At 72.3% G+C, this 22,200-nt stretch carries 25 protein-coding genes; 14 read left to right on the top strand and 11 right to left on the bottom strand.

Annotated features, from left to right (window positions below; genetic code table 11):
- Positions 1-197: 197 nt before the first annotated feature.
- Genes GCU60_RS12555 through GCU60_RS12545 form a run of 3 tightly spaced genes read left to right on the top strand, consistent with a single transcriptional unit; the run spans position 198 to position 2,779 of the window.
- Positions 198-1,082 (top strand): formate/nitrite transporter family protein, encoded by an 885-nt coding sequence (locus tag GCU60_RS12555; RefSeq protein ID WP_345770564.1) that lies wholly within the window; start codon positions 198-200, stop codon positions 1,080-1,082.
- Positions 1,083-1,130: 48 nt separating this feature from the next.
- Complete coding sequence (locus GCU60_RS12550; RefSeq protein ID WP_163205676.1) at positions 1,131-2,033, top strand: ATP-binding cassette domain-containing protein; 903 nt, start codon at positions 1,131-1,133, stop codon at positions 2,031-2,033.
- Positions 2,030-2,779: a hypothetical protein gene (locus GCU60_RS12545; RefSeq protein WP_163205674.1), complete on the top strand. Its 750-nt coding sequence runs from the start codon at positions 2,030-2,032 to the stop codon at positions 2,777-2,779. Before GCU60_RS12550 ends, GCU60_RS12545 begins: the two co-directional genes overlap by 4 nt.
- On the opposite strand, the gene GCU60_RS12540 is transcribed toward GCU60_RS12545, so the two are convergent.
- Both GCU60_RS12540 and GCU60_RS12535 read right to left on the bottom strand, forming a co-directional pair.
- Entirely contained in the window at positions 2,776-3,321 is a 546-nt protein-coding gene (locus GCU60_RS12540; RefSeq protein ID WP_163205671.1) for a DUF1990 family protein, read from the bottom strand. The two genes, GCU60_RS12545 and GCU60_RS12540, sit on opposite strands and share 4 nt — an antisense overlap.
- A 25-nt stretch (positions 3,322-3,346) precedes the next feature.
- Positions 3,347-4,909, bottom strand: a complete 1,563-nt coding sequence (locus GCU60_RS12535; protein ID WP_163205669.1) for an EAL domain-containing protein — start codon at positions 4,907-4,909, stop codon at positions 3,347-3,349.
- A gap of 157 nt (positions 4,910-5,066) precedes the next feature.
- Here GCU60_RS12535 and GCU60_RS12530 point away from each other — a divergent pair, with 157 nt between their 5' ends.
- The 3 genes from GCU60_RS12530 (at position 5,067) to GCU60_RS12520 (ending at position 8,577) form a co-directional block, all read left to right on the top strand.
- A complete protein-coding gene (locus GCU60_RS12530; RefSeq protein ID WP_163205667.1) occupies positions 5,067-5,924 on the top strand; it encodes a HipA family kinase in 858 nt (285 codons plus the stop codon).
- 5 nt (positions 5,925-5,929) lie between these two features.
- A complete protein-coding gene (locus tag GCU60_RS12525; protein WP_163205665.1) occupies positions 5,930-6,325 on the top strand; it encodes a DUF3037 domain-containing protein in 396 nt (131 codons plus the stop codon).
- Between the two features lie 122 nt (positions 6,326-6,447).
- The gene (locus GCU60_RS12520; RefSeq protein ID WP_163205663.1) at positions 6,448-8,577 is read left to right on the top strand and encodes a PhoX family protein; all 2,130 of its coding nucleotides are present in this window, start codon (positions 6,448-6,450) and stop codon (positions 8,575-8,577) included.
- A 52-nt stretch (positions 8,578-8,629) separates the two neighbouring features.
- Here the strand turns inward: GCU60_RS12520 and GCU60_RS12515 are convergent, their stop codons facing one another.
- Together GCU60_RS12515 and GCU60_RS21075 are read right to left on the bottom strand one after the other, a co-directional pair.
- The gene (locus tag GCU60_RS12515) at positions 8,630-9,178 is read right to left on the bottom strand and encodes a DinB family protein (RefSeq protein ID WP_163205661.1); all 549 of its coding nucleotides are present in this window, start codon (positions 9,176-9,178) and stop codon (positions 8,630-8,632) included.
- Positions 9,179-9,180: 2 nt separating this feature from the next.
- Positions 9,181-9,315, bottom strand: coding sequence for a hypothetical protein (locus GCU60_RS21075; protein ID WP_275585517.1), 135 nt, complete (start codon positions 9,313-9,315; stop codon positions 9,181-9,183).
- On the opposite strand from GCU60_RS21075, the gene GCU60_RS12510 reads away from it, so the two are divergent.
- A complete protein-coding gene (locus GCU60_RS12510; protein WP_163205659.1) occupies positions 9,314-9,694 on the top strand; it encodes a VOC family protein in 381 nt (126 codons plus the stop codon). The genes GCU60_RS21075 and GCU60_RS12510 overlap by 2 nt on opposite strands.
- A gap of 21 nt (positions 9,695-9,715) precedes the next feature.
- On the opposite strand, the gene GCU60_RS12505 is transcribed toward GCU60_RS12510, so the two are convergent.
- The 6 genes from GCU60_RS12505 to GCU60_RS12480 all read right to left on the bottom strand — a co-directional run bounded on the left by GCU60_RS12505 (position 9,716) and on the right by GCU60_RS12480 (position 13,922).
- On the bottom strand, positions 9,716-10,009 hold the full coding sequence (locus GCU60_RS12505; RefSeq protein ID WP_163205657.1) for a 4a-hydroxytetrahydrobiopterin dehydratase: 294 nt from the start codon (positions 10,007-10,009) through the stop codon (positions 9,716-9,718).
- A 14-nt stretch (positions 10,010-10,023) separates the two neighbouring features.
- On the bottom strand, positions 10,024-10,734 hold the full coding sequence (locus GCU60_RS12500; protein ID WP_163205655.1) for a phosphoadenylyl-sulfate reductase: 711 nt from the start codon (positions 10,732-10,734) through the stop codon (positions 10,024-10,026).
- Positions 10,731-10,910 carry an Insertion element protein gene (locus GCU60_RS12495; protein ID WP_163205653.1) on the bottom strand — a complete coding sequence of 60 codons (180 nt, stop codon included), beginning with the start codon at positions 10,908-10,910 and terminating at the stop codon, positions 10,731-10,733. Before GCU60_RS12495 ends, GCU60_RS12500 begins: the two co-directional genes overlap by 4 nt.
- Positions 10,911-10,920: 10 nt before the next feature.
- Positions 10,921-12,594 (bottom strand): nitrite/sulfite reductase, encoded by a 1,674-nt coding sequence (locus GCU60_RS12490; protein ID WP_163205651.1) that lies wholly within the window; start codon positions 12,592-12,594, stop codon positions 10,921-10,923.
- A gap of 258 nt (positions 12,595-12,852) precedes the next feature.
- Entirely contained in the window at positions 12,853-13,389 is a 537-nt protein-coding gene (cysC, locus tag GCU60_RS12485) for an adenylyl-sulfate kinase (protein WP_163205649.1), read from the bottom strand.
- A 50-nt stretch (positions 13,390-13,439) separates the two neighbouring features.
- A complete protein-coding gene (locus GCU60_RS12480; RefSeq protein WP_204261923.1) occupies positions 13,440-13,922 on the bottom strand; it encodes an RrF2 family transcriptional regulator in 483 nt (160 codons plus the stop codon).
- Positions 13,923-13,949: 27 nt separating this feature from the next.
- On the opposite strand from GCU60_RS12480, the gene GCU60_RS19905 reads away from it, so the two are divergent.
- On the top strand, positions 13,950-14,711 hold the full coding sequence (locus tag GCU60_RS19905) for a (deoxy)nucleoside triphosphate pyrophosphohydrolase (RefSeq protein WP_345770563.1): 762 nt from the start codon (positions 13,950-13,952) through the stop codon (positions 14,709-14,711).
- 104 nt (positions 14,712-14,815) lie between these two features.
- Positions 14,816-15,697: a DUF559 domain-containing protein gene (locus GCU60_RS12470; protein ID WP_163205644.1), complete on the top strand. Its 882-nt coding sequence runs from the start codon at positions 14,816-14,818 to the stop codon at positions 15,695-15,697.
- Between the two features lie 106 nt (positions 15,698-15,803).
- On the opposite strand, the gene GCU60_RS12465 is transcribed toward GCU60_RS12470, so the two are convergent.
- Positions 15,804-15,977, bottom strand: a complete 174-nt coding sequence (locus GCU60_RS12465) for a CsbD family protein (protein WP_163205642.1) — start codon at positions 15,975-15,977, stop codon at positions 15,804-15,806.
- A gap of 374 nt (positions 15,978-16,351) precedes the next feature.
- Between GCU60_RS12465 and GCU60_RS12460 the strand changes: the two genes are divergently transcribed.
- The 5 genes from GCU60_RS12460 (at position 16,352) to GCU60_RS12440 (ending at position 22,103) form a co-directional block, all read left to right on the top strand.
- Positions 16,352-18,004, top strand: a complete 1,653-nt coding sequence (locus tag GCU60_RS12460; protein WP_345770562.1) for a peptide ABC transporter substrate-binding protein — start codon at positions 16,352-16,354, stop codon at positions 18,002-18,004.
- A gap of 141 nt (positions 18,005-18,145) precedes the next feature.
- The gene (locus GCU60_RS12455) at positions 18,146-19,069 is read left to right on the top strand and encodes an ABC transporter permease (RefSeq protein WP_163205640.1); all 924 of its coding nucleotides are present in this window, start codon (positions 18,146-18,148) and stop codon (positions 19,067-19,069) included.
- Positions 19,062-20,009: an ABC transporter permease gene (locus tag GCU60_RS12450; RefSeq protein WP_163205638.1), complete on the top strand. Its 948-nt coding sequence runs from the start codon at positions 19,062-19,064 to the stop codon at positions 20,007-20,009. The genes GCU60_RS12455 and GCU60_RS12450 overlap by 8 nt, the downstream gene beginning before the upstream one ends.
- Complete coding sequence (locus GCU60_RS12445; protein WP_163205636.1) at positions 20,006-21,058, top strand: ABC transporter ATP-binding protein; 1,053 nt, start codon at positions 20,006-20,008, stop codon at positions 21,056-21,058. Before GCU60_RS12450 ends, GCU60_RS12445 begins: the two co-directional genes overlap by 4 nt.
- Positions 21,051-22,103: a dipeptide ABC transporter ATP-binding protein gene (locus tag GCU60_RS12440; RefSeq protein WP_163205634.1), complete on the top strand. Its 1,053-nt coding sequence runs from the start codon at positions 21,051-21,053 to the stop codon at positions 22,101-22,103. Before GCU60_RS12445 ends, GCU60_RS12440 begins: the two co-directional genes overlap by 8 nt.
- Positions 22,104-22,200: the final 97 nt, after the last annotated feature.

Raw genomic sequence — 22,200 nt, 5'->3', positions numbered from 1 at the left:
ACCACACACCGCTGCCGGGAACCAACCACCCGCCTCACGCCTCCACACCGGCGTCACCAACGTCATGACGAGCAACAACTAGACGGCGCCCGGCCGGTGACGGCGCACTCGGTGTGGGGCGTGCTGCCGGGGGTAGCCCGGCTGGCGGACGCGCCGCCGAGCCGTGGTGTCGACGTCTGCGAGCCGGAGGAGGCCTCGTGGCCCTGGACCACGCCCCGCAGGACCGTGCGCGCGACGACCGTGCGCAGGAGGAGGAGGCCGCCACCGAGCGCAGCGCCCGGGAGGAGCTCGGCAGCAGCGACGCCCCCGTCGAGGACGAGGTGGTGGAGGCCTTCGACCGCATCGTCGGCGAGGGCGCGCAGCGGCTGCACCGCACCTGGCGCGAGGTGCTCACCACCGGCCTGGCCGGCGGCCTGGAGGTCGGTGTCGGCGTGCTCGCCCTGCTCGCGGTGTACGCCGAGACGGGCAGCCACCTGCTGGCCGGCCTGGCGTTCAGCATCGGCTTCATCGCCCTCCTGCTGGCGCGCAGCGAGTTGTTCACCGAGGGCTTCCTGGTGCCGGTGACGGCGGTGGTCGCCGGCCGTGCCCGGATCGGTCAGCTGGCCCGGTTGTGGAGCGGCACCCTCGTGGCCAACCTCGTCGGCGGGTGGCTGGTCATGTGGGTCGTGGTGCTCGCGCTGCCCGAGCTCGGGGAGACGGCGATCGAGTCGGCCACCGAGTTCGTCGACGCCCCGCTGGACCTGCAGTCCATGGCCCTGGCGTTCCTCGCCGGCAGCTCGATCACGCTGATGACCCGCATGCAGCAGGGGGCGGAGAGCGAGGCGGGGAAGATCGTCGCCGCCGTCGCCGGGGCGTTCGTGCTCGCCGGGCTCGTGCTGTTCCACTCGATCCTCGACTCGCTGATCATCTTCGCCGGCATCCACGCCGGCGGGCCGTTCGACTACGGCGACTGGCTCGGCTGGTTCTGGTACACGACGCTGCTCAACATGGCCGGTGGTCTGCTGGTGGTCACGCTGCTGCGGCTGGTGCGCAGCAAGGACCTCATCGAGAGGGAGCGGGCGGCCGTCGCGGACGGTCACTAGGCGCGCGCCTCCGACGTCCGCGCCGACGCGTTGGCCATGCTGGCCGGCGTGATCGAGGTGCGCGGCCTGACGAAGCGGTACCGCTCGCGCGTCGCCGTCGACGCGCTGACGGTCACGATCGAGCCCGGCCGGGTGACCGGCTTCCTCGGGCCGAACGGCTCGGGCAAGACCACCACGATGCGCTGCATCCTGGGACTGACCCGGCCGACGGCGGGGACGGCGACGGTGCTCGGCCGCCCCTACCGGGAGCTGGCCCGGCCGATGCGCCGCGTGGGAGCCCTCATCGACCCGCGCGCCCGCCATCCCGGCCGCACCGCCTACGCCCACCTGCTGTGCCTGGCGCAGAGCAACGCCCTGCCCTGGGCGCGGGTGGACGAGGTCATCGAGCTCGTCGGTCTGGAGCCCGTCGCCGACGACCGGGTGGGTGGCTTCTCCCTCGGCATGGCGCAGCGGCTGGGGATCGCGGCGGCGCTGCTGGGCGACCCGGACGTCCTGCTGCTCGACGAGCCGGTCAACGGCCTGGACCCCGAGGGCATCCGCTGGGTCCGCGAGCTGCTCCGGCTGCTGGCCGACGAGGGCCGCACGGTGCTGGTCTCCAGCCACCTGATGAGCGAGATGGAGGACACCGCCGACCACCTGGTGGTCCTCGGCCGCGGCCGGCTGCTCGCCGACGTCCCGATGGCCGACCTGCTGGGGGCGCACGCGGCCGTCCGGGTGCGCAGCCCGCAGGCGCCGCTGCTGGCCTCGGCGCTGCAGCGCGCGGGCGGCTCCGTCGAGCTGGAGATCGACGGGGCGCTGCGGGTCGAGGGTCTCGACCCCGAGGCCGTGGGGGACGTCGCCTTCGCCACGGGTGCCCGGGTGCACGAGCTCTCCCGGATCACCGCGTCGCTGGAGGCGGCCTACCTGGAGCTGACCGGCGACGACGTCGAGTACCGGGCGGTGGCGCGGTGAGCCGCAGGGTGCCGTTCCGCTCGGTGGTGGTCAGCGAGTGGACCAAGCTGCGCTCGGTGCGTTCCACCTGGTGGTGCACCGCCCTGTACCTGCTGGTGGTCGGTGCGGGCGGCTGGTTCGGCGCCGCGATCACCGAGTCCGCTCCCGAGCCCTACCTCGCGGTCGGCTCCGCGCTCACCGGGTTCGGTTTCGGCCAGATCGTGCTCGTGGTGCTGGCCGTCCTCGCCGTCACCGGGGAGTTCCGCACGGGGATGGTGCTGGCGTCGTTCGCGTCGGTGCCGCGGCGGGGCCGGTTGCTGCTGGCCAAGACCGTCGTCGTCGGCGCCTGGTGCGTGCTGCTGTCGTCGGCGCTCGCGCTGTTCTGCTGGTTCGCCGCGACCCGGCTCACCGCGGTCGAGGGCGGCATCCCGCTCACCGATCCCGGCGTGCTCCGGCAGCTGGGGGTGCAGGTGGCGGCCGCGACGCTGACCGGGGTGCTCGCGCTCGGCCTCGGGGCGCTGCTGCGCTCGTCGGCGGGAGCGCTGGGCGTGGCCCTGGGGGTGCTCTTCCTGCTGCACCCGCTGCTGGCCATCTCCGAGACGTCGGCCGGCGACCGGATCGGCCGGTTCGTGCCGGCGCTGCGGGTGGGGGAGGACGCGTTCCTCGCCGTGCAGACCCCCTGGCAGACCGGGCTGCTGGTGCTCGCGTCCTGGGCGGCGGCGGCCTGGGTGCTGGGCGTCGTCCTGCTCGAGCGGCGGGACGTCTAGCCGGCGGTGGCCCGGCGGATCGCCGAGACGTAGCGGGCGGTGGCCGCGCGCTGCAGCACCAGGCTCAACGGCGCGGCCAGCCGCGCCGCGGGCGAGGCCAGCCGGAAGAAGACGCGGATCGTGTAGACGACGTCGCCGTCCTCGGTGAGCCGCACGGTGAACCGCTCCTCGCCGCTCTCCGGGTGGCCCGGCAGCGTGCCGTAGGCGAAGCCGCGCTCGTCGCCCTCGGTGCTCGCCCACACCACCCGGCAGGGGATGTCGTAGCCGAGCCGGGGCAGCCCGGCGGTGAGGACGACCACGGTGCCGGGCGTGCTCGCCGGACCGGTGGCCCTGATCCGCAGCCCGACGCTCCGCTGGGCCCGCCAGTCGAAGACGGCGGCCGCCGCCCGGTCCAGCGTGGCCGGGCCGGAGCCGACGACCGCCGAGTGCTCGGCCAGGTGGTACCCGGTCGGCAGCAGGTCGTCGCCGGTGGCGCCCACCTCGGCGTAGGTGAAGGGAGCGTCGAGGAGGGTGGCGGGATCGGTCGTACGGAACAGGCCCACGCGGCCAGTCTGCCCCGCCGCGCGGTCAGACGGGCCGCGGTGCGGCGAGCCGGTGCCGCAGCTCGGCCACGCAGCCGAGGAGCTCCGCCTCCGGGAGCGGCCGGGCCAGCCAGTAGCCCTGGGCGGCGTCGCAGCCCAGGACCGCGAGCTCGTCCCAGGTGGCCCGGGTCTCCACGCCCTCGGCCACCACGCGCAGGCCGAGGCTGTGCGCGAGGTCGATGGTCGACCGCACGATGGTCCGGTCGCTGGCGTCCAGCTCCATGGTCTGCACGAAGGAACGGTCGATCTTCAGCGTGCTCACGGGCAGGCGGCTCAGGTACGCCAGCGAGGCGTGCCCGGTGCCGTAGTCGTCGACGGACAGCTCCAGGCCGAGGTCGCGGAGCCGGTGCAGCACGTCGAGAGCCCGGACGGGGTCCTTCATGGCCGCGCTCTCGGTGATCTCCAGCTCCAGGCGGTCCGCCGGGAGCTCGTGCCGGGCGAGCAGCTCGGCCACCCGGTCGGGGAGGCCCACGTCGAGCAGGCTGCGCGCCGACAGGTTGACGCTCACGGTCAGCCGCAGCCCCTGGTCGTGCCACCGGCGGCACGCGGCGAGGGCCTGGTCCAGCACCGCCTCGGTCAGCGGCTGGACGAGGCCGGTCTGCTCGGCCAGCGGGACGAACTGGGCGGGTGGCACCAGTCCGTGCACGGGGTGCTGCCACCGGACCAGCGCCTCGACGCCGAGCACCCGCCCGCCGGCCAGGGCGACCCGGGGCTGGTAGTGGACGACCAGCTCGCCCTCCCGGATGGCGCGGCGCAGGTCGCCGAACAGGGTGAGGTGTTCCGGGGCCTCGGCGTCGAGGGACGGGCGGTAGACCGCGATCCCCAGGTGGTCGGCCTTGGCCGCGTACATCGCGACGTCGGCGTGCCGGAACAGCTCGGCCACGTCGGACCCGTCGACGGCCAGCCCGCAGCTGCCGTCGACCTCCAGCAGGAGGCCGTCCACGGCGAACGGACGGCGGAGCGCCCGCAGGACCCGTCCGGCCACCTGCTCGGCCTCCTCGGGTCCGCAGCCGGGCAGCAGGACGACGAACTCGTCGCCACCGGGCCGGGCCAGCACCGCGTCGTCGCGCAGCTCCTCGGTCAGGCGGCCGGCCACCGACCGGAGCAGCATGTCCCCGACGTGGTGGCCCAGGGTGTCGTTGACCTCCTTGAACCGGTCCAGGTCGATCAGGATCGCGGCGGTCGGGGGCCCGCCCGCGGCGGAGGCGGCCACCGCCGCCGCCGCCTCGTCGATCAGGCCCGACCGGTTGAGCAGCCCGGTCAGCTCGTCGTGCCGGACGCGGTGCCGCAGCTCCTGCTCGGCGGCCCGCCGGGACGCCACCTCGGCCTTGAGCTCGTCGGACCGGCGCTTGCCGAACACCATCATCAGCAGGTGCGAGAAGGCGAGCACCAGCACGACGTCGTCCGCGGGGCCGGTGATCATCTCGGGCCAGTCCCCGTACGCGCTCGCCGCGGTGAACGCGGCGGTGACCAGGACGACGACCGCAGCCTCGCGCAGGACACGGGTGCGGAGCGCGGCGATGCCGCCCGTCCCGGCGTGCAGGTCCACGCGTACCCCCTGTCGACGTCCTCTCCTCGCGGAATCGGCGGGCGCCGGCGGCGGCTTGAGCGCGGCGGGGCGGGGGTCCCCCTGGCGGGTGGCCTCCGTGGCCGGGGCTGCGTCGCGCACCGGGCCCGGCGGGCCGCGGGCGTAGGTTGGCCGCACTGTGCTGCCCGCCGTCACCGCCACCCGCTACGTCACCCCGCTGCGCGAGGGTGGGTCGCTGCCTGGGCTCATGGAGGCCGACGACCTGGGCACCTACGTGGTGAAGTGGCGAGCGGCGGGGCAGGGCGTGAAGGTGCTGGTCGCCGAGATCGTCTGCGGTGAGCTGGCCCGTGCGCTGGGGTTGCCGGTACCGGCCCTGGTCACCGTCGACGTCGCACCGGAGCTCGCGGTGGGGGAGCCCGACCACGAGGTGCAGGAGCTGCTGCAGCGCTCCGCCGGGCGGAACCTCGGCCTGGACTACCTGCCCGGCGCGCTGGACTTCGAGGCCGGTGCCGACGGCGTCGACCCGGAGACCGCCGGCCGGGTGCTGTGGTTCGACGCGCTGGTGGGCAACGTCGACCGTTCCTGGCGCAACCCCAACATGCTGTTCTGGCACGGCCGCCTCCAGCTCATCGACCACGGCGCCGCCCTGACGTTCCACCACCACTGGCCCGGCGCCGAGGCGGCCGTCACCCGGCCCTACGACGCCTCCACCCACGCCCTGGTCGAGTGCGCTCCGGACGTGCCCGCGGCCGATGCGGCACTGGCCGCGCGCGTCACCCGGCCGCTGCTCGAGGGCGTCCTGGCGCAGGTGCCCGACGAGTGGCTGGAGGGCGAGACGCCGGAGGACCCGGCGCACGCCGTCCGCAACCGCTACATCGGCCAGCTGCTGGCGCGGCTGGCAGCCCGGGACGCGTGGCTGCCGGGTCTGGTGAGCGCCGCCGCTGCGGGTGGCGCCGGCCGGCGGCGCCCGCGCGTGGGGGAGAACCGCCCCGGCTGGCTCGGCCCGCCGCCGCCGGAAGGGATGAGCCAGCGATGACGGGCATGCCTTCGAGGGACACGTTCGAGTACGCGGTCCTGCGCGTCGTGCCCCGCGTCGAGCGGGGCGAGTCGCTCAACGCCGGCGTCCTCGTCTACTGCCGGCAGCGCGACTACCTCGGCTCGCGGGTGCACCTGGATCCCGACCGGCTGCGCGCCCTGGACCCCACCGCCGATGCCGCAGCCATCGCGCGGGCGCTGCGGGCGGCCACCGACGTCTGCTCCGCCGAACCCGGCGCGGGTGCCGCCGGGCGCGAGGCCCTGGGCTCGCGCTTCCGCTGGCTCACCGCGCCGCGCAGCACGGTGATCCAGCCCGGCCCGGTGCACACCGGGCTCACCGCGGACCCCGACGCCGAGGCCGACCGGCTGCTGCGCGTGCTGGTCCTCCCCGTCGGGGGCTGACGGCCGGGCCACCCTCAAGCGGTGGTCAGGAGGTCACCGTCGGTTCATCTCTCGGTCACCGGCGCGTGGACCGGGCGCGCTTGGCTTCTGGCGCCCGCCTCCCGCGCGACCAGAGGGACCCGATGACCGACATCCAGGAGCCCCGCTCCCGTGCGCTGCTGCCGTTCCTGAACACCGTGCGGCACGGCAACCGCAGCCACGTGACCTGCTTCTACAAGTGCGGCAACGCCTGCGACGCCGCCGTCCCCAACCAGAGCGACAACCCGACGTTCGCCGACGTCGTGCAGACGGCGTTCAGCCGCCGGAACGTGCTCAAGGCCGCCGGCGCCGGCGCGCTGCTCGTCGTGGCCGGCCCCGCCACCTCGGCCGCCGCGGGCGACCGCGGCCACGGCCACGGTGGCCGCCCCGGCGGCGGGAGCCGCGACGGCGCGCTGACCTTCCGGCCGGTCGAGCAGAACACCCTCGACGAGCTGGTCACGGCCACCGGGTACCGCTACTCGGTCGTCATGCGCTGGGGCGACCCGGTGGAGAAGGGCGCCCCCGACTTCGACATCGACCGGCAGACGCCGGAGGCCCAGGCCAAGCAGTTCGGCTACAACTGCGACTACATCGGCCTGCTGCCGCTGGACGACAAGGACCGCGAGGCCCTGCTCGTGGTCAACCACGAGTACACCAACGAGCAGCTGATGTTCTCCAAGGTGGCCAGCGAGTCCGCGCCCACGACGCCGGAGCAGAAGAAGATCGCGATGATGGCCCACGGCATCTCCGTCGTCGAGGTCCGGCGGCACGGCAACTCGGGGGAGTGGCGCCCCGTCCGCAACGGGAAGCGCAACCGGCGGATCACCGCCGAGACGCCGATGGAGTTCACCGGTCCGGCGGCCGGGTCGGAGTACCTCAAGACCAAGGCCGACCCGCGTGGGCGCACCGTCCTCGGCACGCTCAACAACTGCGCCGGCGGCCAGACGCCGTGGGGCACCACGCTGCACGGCGAGGAGAACTTCAACCAGTACTTCGGGCCGGCGTCGGGGCCGGTGGCCGACCCCGAGCGGCGCCTGGCGCGGTACGGGATCTCCACGAGCTCCGCGGCCGGGCGCCGCTGGCACGAGGTGGACCCGCGCTTCGACGTCGCCGCCGAGCCCAACGAGGTGAACCGCTTCGGCTGGGTCGTCGAGGTGGACCCCTACGACCCGACGTCGCGGCCCAAGAAGCGCACCGCGCTCGGCCGGTTCAAGCACGAGGGCGCCAACGTCCGGATCGGTGAGGACGGCCGCGTCATCGCCTACTCCGGTGACGACGAGCGCTTCGACTACATCTACAAGTTCGTGTCGAAGAAGAAGTACCGGCCAGGCAACGACTGGGCGTCCCGGGCGCACAACCTCACCCTGCTCGACGAGGGCGACCTCTACGTCGCGCAGTTCACCGGCGACTCCCCGGCCGCGGAGATCACCGGTGCCGGGACGCTGCCCAGCGACCGCGAGTTCGACGGCACCGGCCGGTGGATCCCGCTGGTGAAGAACGGGCAGTCGACGGTCCCCGGCCGGGACGTCGCCTGGGTGCTGACCTTCACCCGGCTGGCCGCAGACGAGCTGAGCGCGCTCGGCCCCGCGTGGGCCCCCACGAAGATGGACCGGCCCGAGGACATCCAGGTCAACCCGGTCAACGGGCGGGTCTACGCGGCGCTGACGAACAACACCAACCGCGGCACCGGCACCAACCCCAAGGCCGACGAGGCCAACCCGCGCACCGCCAACCGGCACGGGCACATCGTGGAGTGGGAGGAGACCGCGGGCGCTGCGGGGGAGCGCTTCTCCTGGCGCATCTTCCTCGTGGCCGGCGACCCGTCGGACCCGAGCACCTACTTCGCCGGCTTCGACAAGTCCAAGGTCAGCGCGATCTCCTGCCCGGACAACGTGGAGTTCGACCCGGCGGGCAACCTGTGGATCTCCACCGACGGCAGCCCGAGCAACCTGCCCGGCAGCAACGACGGGCTCTACGCCGTCCCCACCGAGGGGCGGGAGCGCGGCCTGGTGAAGCGGTTCCTCACCGTGCCCTTCGGCGCCGAGTGCAGTGGGCCGCTGATCACGCGGGACGCGCGGTCGGTCTTCGTGGCGGTGCAGCACCCCGGTGAGACCGAGGGCTCGACCGTCGACAGCCCGTCCAGCACGTGGCCGGACCGGCGCCGGGTCAGGCCGTTCCCCCGGCCCAGCGTCGCCGTCGCCTACCGCCAGGACGGCGGCCGCGTCGGCAGCTGACGACCACCCAGGAGCTCGGCGAGCCCCGCACCCGTCCGGGTGCGGGGCTCGCTCAGTAACCCGTGCGACCGTCGAGCGCCTCGCGGAGCAGGTCCATGTGGCCGAGGTGGCGGGCGTACTCCTCGACGAGGTGCGTGAGGATCCAGCGGAGGTTCACGGGCTCGCCCCGGCGCAGGCCGCGGACCGGGGCGTCGAGGTCGGCCCACGCCGCGACGTTTCCCCGGGTGACGGCCAGCACGGCGCGGTAGGCCGCGACGTCCGCGGCGGCGGCGGTGACGGGATCGACGTCGTCGAAGTCGCCGTCAGGACTGGCAGGCGTGCAGTAGCAGTCGGGGACGTCCGGCTCGTCGAGCAGGACGACGCGGAGCCAGTAGGCCTCCACCTCGGTGAGGTGCCGCACCACGCCGATGAGACTCAGGGACGACGGCGGCACCGGGCGGCGGGCGAGCTGGTCGCCGTCGAGCCCGGCGATCTTCAGGAGCACCGTGTCGCGGTAGAAGTCGACCCAGTGGTCGAGCACCTCGCGTTCGGTCCCCGTCATCGGACCCCGGGCCCGCGCATCCGGCTGCTCGGGCACGACCACGACGTCGTCCGCTGTCATGCTCAGACCATCGCACCCGCGTGGGCTGCGGCAGCCGAGTGGAGCAGCGCGTCGATCCGGCGGGCCAGTTCGAGGTCCTGCTCGGCCACGGCCCGGCGGCGCATCGCCGCCGACAGCGCCTGGTAGACGGAGAGCATGACGATCTACGCGGTTGCCGTGTGCGCGAGCGATCTCCCGCGCGCACGGGGCTTCTACGAGCTGCTCGGTTTCCGGTTCCCGGAGGTGGAGGCGGACGACCCGCATCTCGAGGCCGAGGACGACTCCGGCGTCCGTCTGATGATCGACGAGGTCTCGGTCATTGCCGGCCTCTACGGGGAGCAGCCCCGGCCCGGCACCGCCGCCGGCTTCGCGATGCGCGCCGGGTCGCCGCGCGAGGTCGACGAGACGGTCTCCCGCATCAGGTCGGTGGGCCACACGGTGGTCAAGGAGCCGTACGACGCGCCGTGGGGGCAGCGATACGCGACGGTCGCCGACCCGGACGGTTACCGGGTGGACCTCTTCTGCCCGCTGCCCTGACGCCCGGGCGGATACCGTCGTTCAGCCGGGGAGCAGGGCGTCGATCCGGCGGGCCAGCTCGAGGTCCAGCTCGCTGACGCCGCCGGCCGAATGGCTGACCAGCGTCAGGTGCAGCTTCCGGTAGCGGAGGTCGACGTCGGGGTGGTGGTCCATCTCCTCGGCGACGTCGGCGATCGTTCCGATCGCGGCGACGGCGTCGCGGAAGCTCGGCAGCTCGACGGTGCGACGGATGCCGTCGCCGTCCCCCGACCACAGCGGCAGTCCGTGCATCGCGGCGGCGAGCTCGTCGGGGGAGAGGCGGGGTGGACGGGGCATCTCCCCATCCTCGCTCAGGTGTGCAGGCCGCACTCGGTCTTGTTCGACCCCGCCCAGCGGCCGGCCCGCGGGTCCTCGCCCGGGGCGACCGGACGGGTGCACGGCGCGCAGCCGATCGAGCCGTAGCCCAGCTCGAACAGCGGGTTGACCGGGATCTGGTGCTCGGCGGTGTAGGCGTCGACGACGTCCTGGGTCCAGGCCGCCATCGGGTTGACCTTCACCATGCCGCGCTTGGCGTCCCAGTCGACCAGCCTCGTCCCGGCGCGGGTCGGCGACTCGTCCCGCCGGACGCCGGAACCCCAGGCCGTGAACCCGGCCAGGGCCTGGGCCAGCGGCTTGACCTTGCGCAGCTCGCAGCACAGGTCGGGATCGCGGTCGTGCAGCTTCGGCCCGAAGGAGAGGTCCTGCTCGGCCACCGTCTGCGGCGGGGTGACGTTGTGCAGCGTGATCGGCAGGACGCTGCTGATCCAGTCGCGGGTGCCGATGGTCTCGGCGAAGTGGTAGCCGGTGTCGAGGAAGACGACGTTGACGCCGGGGATCACCCGGGAGGCCAGGTGGGACAGCAGCCCGTCGGCCATGGAGGAGGTGATGGCGAACTGGTCGCCGAAGGTCTCCCCGGCCCAGCGCAGCACGGCGAGCGCCTGCTCGACCGGGTCGGCGATGCCCTCGAACCGGGCGTCGGCTTCGGCGGCGAGCTCCGGCGTCGCTGCGATGGCGGTCGTCATCCCTGCTGCACTCCCGTTCCGATCAGGCGGACGGAGAACGCCCGCAGGCAGGCGCTGCACCGCCAGCCCGAGGTCTTCTCGTCCTCGTACGGGGTCAGGTCCTCGTCCCCGCAGTACGGGCAGTGGAACACCGGTAGCTGGCGTTGCCTTCCCGACCCGCCGTCCTCGTCACTCACAGGGGCCCCGTCACAGCAACCAGGACTCCTCGGCGCGGGACACGTAGTGCGCGAACGACTCGCCGTCGGTCCGGCGCTCCACGAAGCCGCGCAGGATGCGCTCGCAGTAGTCGGCGGTCTCGGCCTTGGTCACCTTGTGGCCGCGGAACTTGCGGCCGAAGGTGGCCTCCACGCCGAGGTGCCCGCCGAGGTGGACCTGGAAGCCCTCCACCATCTCGCCGCTGTCGTCCTTGACCATCGACCCCTTGAAGCCGATGTCGGCGGTCTGGAACCGGGCGCAGCTGTTCGGGCAGCCGTTGACGTTGATGCCGATCGGCACGTCGAAGTCCGGCAGCCGCTTCTCCAGCTCCGCGTAGAGGTCCTGCGCGTGCTGCTTGGTCTCGACGATCGCCAGCTTGCAGAACTCCAGGCCGGTGCAGGCCATGGTGCCGCGGCGGAAGGCGCTCGGCCGCACCTGGAGGTCGTGCTCGGCCAGCGCGGTGACCAGCGCCTCGACCTTGTCGTCGGGCACGTCGAGGATGACCAGCTTCTGCTGCGTCGTCGTCCGGATGCGCCCCTGGCCGTACTCGTCGGCCAGGTTCGCGATCGTGGTGAGCAGCGAGCCGCTGATCCGGCCGGTGCGCAGCGCGAAGCCGACGGCGTTGTTGCCGTCCTTCTGCCGGCTGACGCCGACGTGGTCGCGCTGGTCGTGCTTGGCCGGAGCCGGCGCGGGGCCGTCGGGCAGGGTCTCGTGCAGGTACTCGTCCTGCAGCACCTGCCGGAACTTCTCCGGACCCCAGTCGGCCATGAGGAACTTGATCCGGGCGCGGTTGCGCTGCCGGCGGTATCCGTAGTCGCGGAAGACCGAGGTGCAGGCGGCCCACACGTCGGTGACCTGCTCGGGTCGCACGAAGACGCCGAGCCGCTGGGCGAACATCGGGTTGGTCGACAGGCCGCCGCCGACCCACAGGTCGTAGCCGGCCTCCCCCGCCTCGTTGACGACTCCCACGAAGGAGACGTCGTCGATCTCGGGCTCGGTGCAGTGGTCGACGCAGCCGGACATCGACGTCTTCCACTTGCGCGGCAGGTTGCTGAACTCCGGGCTGCCGAGGTACTTCTCGACGGTCGCGGCGATGACGTCGGTGGCGTCGAGGACCTCGTCCTCGAGGATCCCGGCCAGCGGGCAGCCGAGCATGACGCGCGGCACGTCGCCGCAGGCCTCCATCGTGGACAGGCCCACCGACTCCAGCCGCCGCCAGATCTCGGGCACGTCCTCGATCCGGATCCAGTGGTACTGCACGTTCTGCCGGTCGGTGACGTCGGCGACGTCGCGGCCGAACTCGGTGCTGATCCCGCCCAGGATGCGGAGCGCGTCGCTGGTCAGCTGCCCGCCGTCGATGCGGGCCCGCATCATGAAGTAGGAGTCCTCGAGCTCCTCGGGCTCCAGCACGGCGGTCTTGCCGCCGGGGATGCCCTGGGCCCGCTGGGTGTAGAGACCCATCCAGCGCATGCGGCCGCGGAGGTCGCCGGGGTCGATGCCGTGGAAGCCGGTCTTCGAGTAGATGTCGAGGATCCGCTGCCGGACCTCGAGCCCGTCGGAGTCCTTCTTCATCCGCTCGTTGGGGTTGAGCGGCTCGCGGTAGCCCAGCGCCCACTGGCCCTGACCGCGCTGCGGCCGGTTGCTGGTGCGGGTGGGGGTGCTCACGTGGCGTACTTCTTCCTGCGCTCGCCGCCCGCCCGGCAGCCGGGCCGGAGGACGGGGGCGCTGCTGGATCGGGGCGTAGCGGGAGAGCTGCGCGGGTGAACCTGGGTCAGCGCGCGGCGCGACAGGCGGCGCTGGAGACGAGCGCCAGATCGATGTGCAGCCGCGCGACGAGGAGCGCGCTGCCATCGGTCATGCGTCGATGGTGCCACAGTGGCGCCGTGCGCCGCGGCGCACGGGCCCGTCCGGGGGGTGAGCGGGTCAGGCCCGGTCGATCTCGGCGCGGATCAGGGCGACCGATTCGGCCAGCGGGGTGAGCGAGGTGTCGATGACCAGCTCGGCGCGCGCCGGCGGCTCGTAGGGGTCGCTGACCCCGGTGAAGCCGGGGATCTCTCCCGCCCGCGCCTTGGCGTACAGCCCCTTGACGTCGCGCTGCTCGCAGACCTCCAGCGGGGTGGCGAGGTGCACCAGCACGAACCGGCCGTGCTTCTCCACCAGCTGGCGGGCCTCCTCGCGGGCGGCCTCGTACGGGGCGATCGCCGCCACCACCGCCGTGCCGCCGTGCTTGACGACCTCGCCGGCCACCCAGCCGATGCGCCGGATGTTGAGGTCGCGGTGCTCCTTGGCGAAGGTCAGCTCGCTGGACAGGTGGGTGCGGACGACGTCGCCGTCGAGGACGGTCACCGGCCGGCCCTCGGCCTCCAGCCCGGCGACCAGCGCGTCGGCGATCGTGGACTTGCCCGCGCCGGAGAGGCCGGTCAGGAAGACGGTGACGCCCGGGCGCGGTGCAGCGGTCATGCCGCCAGTGTCGCCGCCGGCCGTCGGCTCGTGTGCGACCGGGTCCGGGGTCAGTCCTGCGCCGGCTCGGTGAAGGAGCGCCAGGCGTTGTCGATGGCGACGAGCTCCGCGGCGTGCGCCGGCAGCTGCCCGGCGACGACGTCGGCGACGGTCACGCCCTCCAGCACCCGGCGGTAGGCCTCCCGGGCGGCCACCCACACGCTGGCCAGCTCGGCCGCGGGGCCCGGGTAGCTGACCTCCTCCGGGCGCTGGCCGTGCACCTCGGCCAGGAATCCCTGCTCCACGCGCATCACCCGGGCGATCGAGATCTCCGACGCGGGCAGCGCGAGCCGGTAGCCGCCCTCCCGGCCGCGCTGGCTGGTGACCAGCCGGGCGCGCTGCAGGTCGGTGAGGATCGCCTGCAGGAACCGGCCGGGGATGTCCTGCGCCGTGGCGATGCGCTCGGCGGTCAGCGAGCCCGGAGCGGCGGCGGCCAGCTCCACGACGGCCCGGACCGCGTAGTCGACCCGGGCATTGATGCGCACGGAGGGCATCCTGCCCTGGTCTGCCAAGGTGGACCCGTGTTCCAGCTGCGTTTCACCACGTTGGTGGAGGCGCCGCTGACCGTGGCGTTCGACGTCGCCCGCGCCCTCGGCCGGCCGTGGTCCTTCCCGCTGGAGGAGGTCGCCTCCGTGCGACCGGAGCGGGACGTCTTCGTCTCCGGTCCCCGGACCGGCGGGCGCTGGGTGTCCCACTCACGACGCTTCTCGGCCACCGGCGCCGGCACGCTGGTCGACGAGCAGGTGGACTGGGAGAGCGGTCTGCCCGGCGTGCTCGGGGGCTTCGTGGACCAGGTGGTGCTCCGCCGCAGGATCGTCCGGGCCATGCAGGCGCACCTGGACGCCTACGCCGCGGTCGCCGCGCGCCGGGCGCTCGACGTCGTCCAGGTCGTCGGCGCGGCGCTGGTCGACGGGGACCGGGTGCTCGTGGCCCAGCGGTCCGGGGGGCCCTTCGACGGCTGCTGGGAGTTCCCCGGCGGCAAGGTGGAGCCGGGCGAGGCGGAGCTGGCGGCGCTGGTCCGCGAGTGCGCGGAGGAGCTCGGCGTCGTCGTCGCCCCGCAGGCGTTCCTTGGCGAGGTGCCGCTGGACGGCGTCGTCGGTGGTGGCGCGCCGGGCGCGTCGACCATGCGCGTCTGGTGGGCGCGGGTCGCCGAGGGCGAGCCGGTGGCGCACGAGCACGGCGAGCTGCGCTGGGTGGGGGCCGACGAGCTGGAGGCGCTGAACTGGATCCCCGCCGACCGCCCGCTCCTCCCCGCCGTCCGCACCTTCCTCGCCCGCCTCTGACCCGACCGAGCTTTTCCGCGGAAACTCACCCCAGCTTTTCCGCGGAAAAGCTGGGTTGTGGACGACGCCAGCGCGATGTGTCCGCCTCCCGTCAGCATGGGCCCGTGCTTCTGCGGTCTCAGGGTCTCCACGGCGTCTTCGTCGGGGCCCACGCTGTGTCGGAAGGAGTGCTGAGCAGGGCCCAGCTGAACAACGGGCCGTACCTCCGTGTCCTGCACGGGGTCTACGCCGACCCCTCGCAACCTCGGGACCACATGCTCAAGACCCGCGCGGCGTCGCTGCTCATGCCGCCCGTGGCAGCTTTCGGTGGCCGGACCGCCGCGGCCCTGCTCGGGGGCCCGAGTCCCTCGTTCACGGACCCGGTGGTGGTCGTCGTTCCGCACGGGACCAAGTGGCGAGGGCCGCGGGGCGTTCGCGTGCACACGGCCGGGCTGTCACCTGCCGACGTCGTGGTGGACGGCGATCTCCGCTTCACCGTCGCGGCGCGTACCGCGTGGGACGTCGCAGCCCACGAGTCCGTAGGGAACGCGGTCGGCGTCCTCGACGACATGGTGCGCCGCGGGCTGGTGACCCCCGAGGCTCTCCTGCGTCTCGTACTCGACCGCGGCGGTGCCTGGGGATCGCGCCGGGTCCGCCGGGCGTTCCAGCTGGTCGACGGCCGCGCGGAGTCACCCCCGGAGTCGTGGGTGCGCGTCGCCTGCGTGCTCGGGGGGCTTCCGGCGCCGGTTCCGCAGTACGAGGTCGTGCACGACGGTGCCTGGCTGGGGCGGGTGGACCTCGCCTGGCCCGAGCAGCGGGTGATCGTCGAGTACGAAGGCGCCTACCACTTCGACGGGGTGCAGCTGGCGCGTGACGATGCGCGCTACGAGCGACTGCTCCGAGCCGGTTGGCGAGTGATCCGGGTGGCCGCTCACGATCTGAGGGACATGGACTCGCTGATGGCGCGGATCGGGTCGGCTCTGGCGGCGGCCGGCCCGGGGGGATGAGTTTCCGCGGAAAAGCACGGCTACTTTTCCGCGGAGAAGCGGGAGGACGACGACGGGCGCCGGTCCCCGTGGGGGAGCGGCGCCCGTAGTCGCAGGAGGAGTTACCTCAGGACTTGAAGGCGTCCTTGATGTTCTCGACGCCCTGCTTGAGGTTGCTCTTGGACTCTTCCTTCTTGCCCTCGGCCTGGAGGTCACGGTCGTCGGTCGCGTCACCCACGGCCTGCTTGCCCTTGCCGGACATCTCTTCGATCTTGTTCGTCAGCTTGTCCGTGCCGCTCATCTCGAGCCACCTCCGTGTCGTTGTCAGTCCGTCCAGGGGCCCATACCCAGCGGGCGGGCTCGCGACACCCCGTGCCGCCGACCTGCGGGAAGGCCTCCGGCGGACCTCGTGGACGGGCGGAAAGACCGGGCCGGCGCGGGCGCATGAGGCGTGGAAGTTACGGTTGGCGCGCGATTCGTGAGCCCAGGTCACAACTCGATGACGTCCGTGGACACCCTCTTCGAGGCGTGCCTAGGGTCCACCCGTCGCAGTCCTGGTGGCTCCGTCACCCGGTTGCGTTCGGCTCGTGACCAATCAGTCGTCCACAGGCCCCACGGGTCCTGGTCGACCTGTCCGTTCCCCCCGCGCGACGCGGGACGAGGGAGGCATTGCACGTGAACCTGAGCAAGCGCAGAGGTGCGCTCGTCGCGGCGAGCATCACCGCCGCGATGGTGCTGTCCGCCTGCGGCGGTAGCGACGACAACGGCGGGGAGGGTGGCGGCGGCTCGACCGGCGGCACCTTCAGCATGTACATCGACGAGCCTGAGAACCCGCTGGTGCCCGGCAACACCACCGAGAGCGAGGGTTCGCAGGTCGTCAAGTCCCTGTGGACCGGCTTGATCCAGTACGGCCCGGAGGGTGAGGTCGAGTACACCGGCGTCGCGGAGTCGATCGAGTCCGAGGACAACGTCACCTGGACGGTCACGCTCAACGACGGCTGGACCTTCCACGACGGCACCCCGGTGACGGCGCAGTCCTTCGTCGACGCCTGGAACTACACCGCCTACAGCCCGAACGCCCAGGGTGCGTCGTACTTCTTCTCGAACATCGAGGGCTACGAGGACCTGCAGGCGCCGACGGACGAGGAGGGCAACGTCACCGGCGAGCCCGCCGCGACGGAGATGTCGGGCCTCGAGGTCGTCGACGACACCACCTTCACCGTCACGCTGACCGGGCCGTTCGCCCAGTTCCCCGTGACCGTGGGCTACAACGCGTTCTTCCCGCTGCCGGAGTCCTTCTTCGAGGACCCGCAGGCCGCCGGCACGAACCCGATCGGCAACGGCCCGTTCAAGGCCGACTCCGAGTACGTCCCCGGCACCGGCATCACGCTGTCGAAGTACGAGGACTACGCCGGTGAGAACGAGGCCCAGGCCGACGGCGTGGATTACAAGGTCTTCACGGACCTGAACACCGCCTACACCGAGGTGCAGGCCGGCAACCTCGACATCACCCGGGACGTGCCGCCGGACGCCATCACCACGGCGGCCGACGAGTTCGGTGACCGGTTCCTCGAGTCGCCGTCGTCGCAGTTCACCTACGTGGGCTTCCCGACCTACGACCCGCGCTACCAGGACAAGCGGGTCCGCCAGGCGCTCTCGCTGGCCATCGACCGCGAGGCCATCACCGACGCCATCTTCAACGGCACGCGTGCCCCCGCCGACGCCGCCATCGCGCCGGTCGTCGACGGGTACCGCGAGGGTGCCTGCGAGTACTGCGAGGTCGACGTCGAGCGGGCCAACCAGCTCCTCGACGAGGCCGGCTTCGACCGCAGCCAGCCCATCGACCTGTGGTTCAACTCGGGCGCCGGTCACGACGCCTGGATGGAGGCCATCGGCAACCAGCTGCGGGAGAACCTCGACCTGGAGTACCAGCTCCGGGGCGACCTGGACTTCTCGCAGTACCTGCCGCTGGGTGACGAGAAGGGCTACACCGGGCCGTTCCGCCTCGCGTGGGCCATGGACTACCCGAGCCCGCAGAACTACCTGGAGCCGCTGTACTCCACCGCGGCCCTGCCGCCGGCGGGCTCGAACTCCTCGTTCTACTCGAACCCCGAGTTCGACGAGCTGGTGGCCCAGGGCAACCAGGCCTCCAGCAACGAGGAGGCCATCGAGTTCTACCAGCAGGCCGAGGACGTCCTCCTCGAGGACATGCCGATCATCCCGATGTTCTTCGGGCTCGAGCAGGCGGTCCACTCGGAGAACGTGGACGGCGTGTTCGTCGACGTCTTCGGGCAGGTCGACACCTCCAAGGTGACCGTCAACAACTGACGCTCGCCCAGCACGACCCTTGCCGCCGCCGGGGGTGCTGTCCCATCGGACAGTCGCCCCCGGCGGCGCACGTGCGGGGGACTTTGGCACGATGGTTCCGCGTCACCGGCGAGCCGGTGACGCGCTCACCCGAGGGGGAACATGGGCCGCTACGTAGCGCGCCGCCTGCTGCTGACGATCCCGGTCCTGTTCGGTGCGTCCTTCCTCATCTTCGCGATGGTGTACGCCCTGCCCGGCGACCCGATCCGCGCCCTGGGCGGCGACCGCCCGCTGGCACCCGCCGTGGTCGCCCAGCTCAAGGAGCAGTACAACCTCAACGACCCGCTGGGCGTCCAGTACCTGAAGTACCTCGGCAACCTGGCCCAGGGCGACTTCGGCACCGACTTCCGCGGGCGCCCGGTCCTGGAGACCATCTCCCAGCGCCTGCCGATCACCATCAAGCTGACCGTGGTCGCCATCGCCATCGAGGCCGTCATCGGCATCATCGCCGGCGTCCTGGCCGGCATCCGGCGCAACAGCTTCTTCGACAACGTCGTCCTGGTGTCGACGACCCTGGTCGTGTCCATCCCGATCCTGGTGCTCGCCTTCGTCGCCCAGTTCGTGTTCGGCCTGAAGCTGGGGCTCTTCCCGATCTCCGGGGCGCAGGAGGGCTGGTACAGCTTCATCCTCCCGGGCCTGGTACTCGCATCTGGATCGCTGGCCTACGTGGCCCGGCTGACCCGGACCAGCGTCGCGGAGAACATGCGGGCCGACTACGTGCGGACCGCCCGGGCCAAGGGCCTGCCCAACCGGACGGTCGTGGTGCGGCACACGCTGCGCAACAGCCTGATCCCGGTGATCACCTTCGTCGGTGCGGACATCGGGACGCTGCTCGGCGGCGCCATCGTCACCGAGTCGGTGTTCAACCTGCCGGGGATCGGGCGGGCCATCTTCGACGCGGTGCGCGCCCAGGAGGGCGCGGTCGTCGTCGGCATCGTGACCCTGATGGTCTTCTTCTTCATCTTCTTCAACCTGGTCGTGGACGTGCTCTACGCCGTCCTCGACCCGAGGATCCGTTATGAGTGACCCCAAGCTGACGACCCTGGGCCACGACGAGACCGGCGCCGGCACCGTGACGCCGCCGGCTGAGGAATCGGCAGACGTCGCCGGCACGCAGAACAGCCTGTGGAGCGACGCCTGGCGTCAGCTCCGGCGCAACGTGCTGTTCTGGATCGGTGCCACGCTCGGGCTGCTCTTCGTCCTGATCGCCCTCTTCCCGAAGGTCTTCGCGCGCGGCGCGGACCCCCGTGACTGCAGCCTCTCCCTCTCCGGGCAGGCGCCGTCGGCCGAGCACTGGTTCGGGTTCGACCAGCAGGGCTGCGACTACATGGCCAACGTCGCCTTCGGGGCCCGCAACTCCCTCATCATCGGGCTGCTGGCGGTCGCGGTGATCCTCGTGCTGGGCGTGCTCGTCGGTGCGCTGAGCGGCTTCTTCGGCGGCCTCGTCGACAGCCTGCTCTCGCGGGTGGCCGACATCTTCTACGCCCTGCCGCTCATCCTGGGCGCGCTGGTCGTGCTGCGCAGCGGCTTCCTCGGTCGCGGGGTCGTGGCCGTGGCGATCGCGCTGGCGGCCTTCGGCTGGATGACGGCGATGCGGCTGGTCCGCTCCCAGGTGATCGCGGTCAAGAGCTCCGACTACGTCGCCGCGGCACGGGCGATGGGCGCCTCGAACAGCCGGATCCTGGTGCGGCACATCCTGCCCAACGCGGTGGCGCCGGTGCTGGTCTACGCGACCATCACCGTCGGTGTGCTGATCGCGGCCGAGGCGACGCTGACCTTCCTCGGCGTGGGCCTGCAGCGACCGGCCATCTCGTGGGGCCTGCAGATCGACGCCGGTCAGCGGTTGCTGCGGACCGCCCCGCACCTGGTCCTCTTCCCGAGCCTGATCCTGACCATGACGGTGATGGCATTCGTCATGATGGGCGACGCCCTGCGCGACGCCCTCGACCCGAGGCAGCGTTCATGAGCACCGCGTCAGCATCCGTCCCCTACGCCCCTGGCCGGGGCGGCTCCGGCCCGGTCCTGGAGGTCCAGGACCTGCGGGTGCAGTTCCGCACGGACTCCGGGCTGGTCAACGCCGTCAACGGCGTGAGCTACACGGTCTCCGAGGGCGAGACGGTCGCGATCCTGGGCGAGTCGGGCTCCGGCAAGTCGGTGTCGGCGCAGGCGATCATGGGCATCCTCGACATGCCGCCGGCGGAGATCACCAGCGGCCGGATCATGTTCGAGGGCCGGGACCTGCTCACCGCCCCGGCCGAGGAGCAGCGCAAGGTCCGCGGCCCGGGGATCTCGATGATCTTCCAGGACGCCCTCTCCTCGCTGAACCCCGTGTACAGCGTGGGCTTCCAGATCGGCGAGATGTTCCGCGCGCACCGCGGCACCTCGCGCAAGGAGGCCAAGAAGCTCGCCGTCGAGCTGATGGACCGGGTGCGCATCCCGGCCGCCGCACAGCGGGTCAACGACTACCCGCACCAGTTCTCCGGCGGTATGCGGCAGCGCGTGATGATCGCCATGGCGATCGCGCTGGACCCGCGCATCCTGATCGCCGACGAGCCGACGACGGCGCTCGACGTGACCGTCCAGGCCCAGGTCATGGACCTGCTCAAGGACCTCCAGCGCGACACCGGCATGGGCCTGGTCCTGATCACCCACGACCTGGGCGTGGTCAACGAGGTCGCCGACAACGTCGCCGTCATGTACGCCGGCCGTATCGTCGAGCGGGGCACGGTCGACGACGTGTTCGGCAACCCCGCCCACCCCTACACCGAGGGGTTGATGGCCTCCATCCCGATGCTCGAGGCGAAGGGCGGCAGGCTGCAGCCGATCGGCGGCCAGCCGCCGAACCTCTCCTCGATCCCGTCGGGGTGCCCGTTCCACCCCCGGTGCCCCAAGCGCCGGCTCGGTGCCGACGCACTGCCCGGCCGTCACTGCGCCGAGGACGTCCCGCCGCTGCGGCTGGTCGTCCCGGGGCGCGAGGCGGCCTGCCACTACAGCGAGGAGGTCCTCGGTGTCTGACATCACCGATGCCGCCGCGGCACCGCGCCCGGCGGCCGCACCCGGAGAGGTCCTGCTCGAGGTCAAGGACCTCAAGAAGCACTTCCCGCTCACCCAGGGCGTCGTGTTCAAGCGGACCGTGGGCCACGTCCGCGCGGTCGACGGCGTCAACCTGACGCTCCGCCGCGGGGAGACGATGGGCCTGGTCGGTGAGTCCGGCTGCGGGAAGTCGACGGTCAGCAAGATGCTGGTCGCCCTGGAGAAGCCCACGAGCGGGGAGATCCTCTACAAGGGCGACGACGTCACGAAGATGGGCGCCCGCGCGCTCAAGCAGTACCGGCGCGAGGTCCAGATCATCTTCCAGGACCCCTACGCCTCGCTGAACCCGCGGATGACCGTGGGCGACATCGTCGCCGAGGGCTGGTCGGTGCACGCCGACATCGCCCCCCGCAAGGGCCGGCTGCAGCGCACCCAGGAACTCATGGAGCGGGTGGGCCTCAACCCCGACTTCGTCAACCGCTACCCCCACCAGTTCTCCGGCGGGCAGCGGCAGCGCATCGGCATCGCCCGGGCCCTGGCACTGCAGCCGGAGATCATCGTCTGCGACGAGCCGGTCAGCGCCCTGGACGTCTCGGTCCAGGCCCAGGTGGTCAACCTGCTCGAGGACCTGCAGGACGACTTCGGCCTGTCCTACCTGTTCATCGCGCACGACCTGTCGGTCGTCCGGCACATCTCCGACCGGGTCGCCGTGATGTATCTGGGCAGCGTGGTCGAGGAGGGCACGGACGCGCAGGTCTACACCTCGGCCGCGCACCCGTACACGCAGGCCCTGCTGTCGTCGGTCCCCGTCCACGAGCCGCACCTGCGCGGGCTCAAGGAGCGCATCCTGCTGGAGGGCGACGTCCCCAGCCCGGCGAACCCGCCGTCGGGATGCCGCTTCCGCACCCGCTGCTGGAAGGCCCAGGACATCTGCGCCACCGAGGCGCCGGCACTGGTCGACCGCGGCCAGGGCCACCCCTCGGCGTGCCACTTCGCCGAGGCGAAGACCGTCGTCCCTACGGAGTGATCCGTCGTCCTCCGGACGACACCGCGGGCACGTGCGGTCCCGTCATGCGCGGAGCCGTTGCCTCACGCCTGCGCGGAGCCCTGCGGGCCCCACTCGG

The organism is Blastococcus saxobsidens (assembly GCF_010682065.1).
Lineage (GTDB): Bacteria > Actinomycetota > Actinomycetes > Mycobacteriales > Geodermatophilaceae > Blastococcus > Blastococcus saxobsidens_B.
Note: the sequence above shows the minus strand (reverse complement) of the source record. Positions and strands in the feature narration are given on the sequence as shown.

Coding starts and splice junctions, on each gene's coding strand:
- GCU60_RS12525 (WP_163205665.1), top strand. CDS start 5,930: ATGCCTTCGAGGGACACGTTCGAGTACGCGGTCCTGCGCGTCGTGCCC.
- GCU60_RS12520 (WP_163205663.1), top strand. CDS start 6,448: ATGACCGACATCCAGGAGCCCCGCTCCCGTGCGCTGCTGCCGTTCCTG.
- GCU60_RS12515 (WP_163205661.1), bottom strand. CDS start 9,178: ATGACAGCGGACGACGTCGTGGTCGTGCCCGAGCAGCCGGATGCGCGG.
- GCU60_RS12510 (WP_163205659.1), top strand. CDS start 9,314: ATGACGATCTACGCGGTTGCCGTGTGCGCGAGCGATCTCCCGCGCGCA.
- GCU60_RS21075 (WP_275585517.1), bottom strand. CDS start 9,315: ATGCTCTCCGTCTACCAGGCGCTGTCGGCGGCGATGCGCCGCCGGGCC.
- GCU60_RS12505 (WP_163205657.1), bottom strand. CDS start 10,009: ATGCCCCGTCCACCCCGCCTCTCCCCCGACGAGCTCGCCGCCGCGATG.
- GCU60_RS12500 (WP_163205655.1), bottom strand. CDS start 10,734: ATGACGACCGCCATCGCAGCGACGCCGGAGCTCGCCGCCGAAGCCGAC.
- cysC (WP_163205649.1), bottom strand. CDS start 13,389: ATGACCGCTGCACCGCGCCCGGGCGTCACCGTCTTCCTGACCGGCCTC.
- GCU60_RS12480 (WP_204261923.1), bottom strand. CDS start 13,922: ATGCCCTCCGTGCGCATCAATGCCCGGGTCGACTACGCGGTCCGGGCC.
- GCU60_RS12465 (WP_163205642.1), bottom strand. CDS start 15,977: ATGAGCGGCACGGACAAGCTGACGAACAAGATCGAAGAGATGTCCGGC.
- GCU60_RS12455 (WP_163205640.1), top strand. CDS start 18,146: ATGGGCCGCTACGTAGCGCGCCGCCTGCTGCTGACGATCCCGGTCCTG.
- GCU60_RS12450 (WP_163205638.1), top strand. CDS start 19,062: ATGAGTGACCCCAAGCTGACGACCCTGGGCCACGACGAGACCGGCGCC.
- GCU60_RS12445 (WP_163205636.1), top strand. CDS start 20,006: ATGAGCACCGCGTCAGCATCCGTCCCCTACGCCCCTGGCCGGGGCGGC.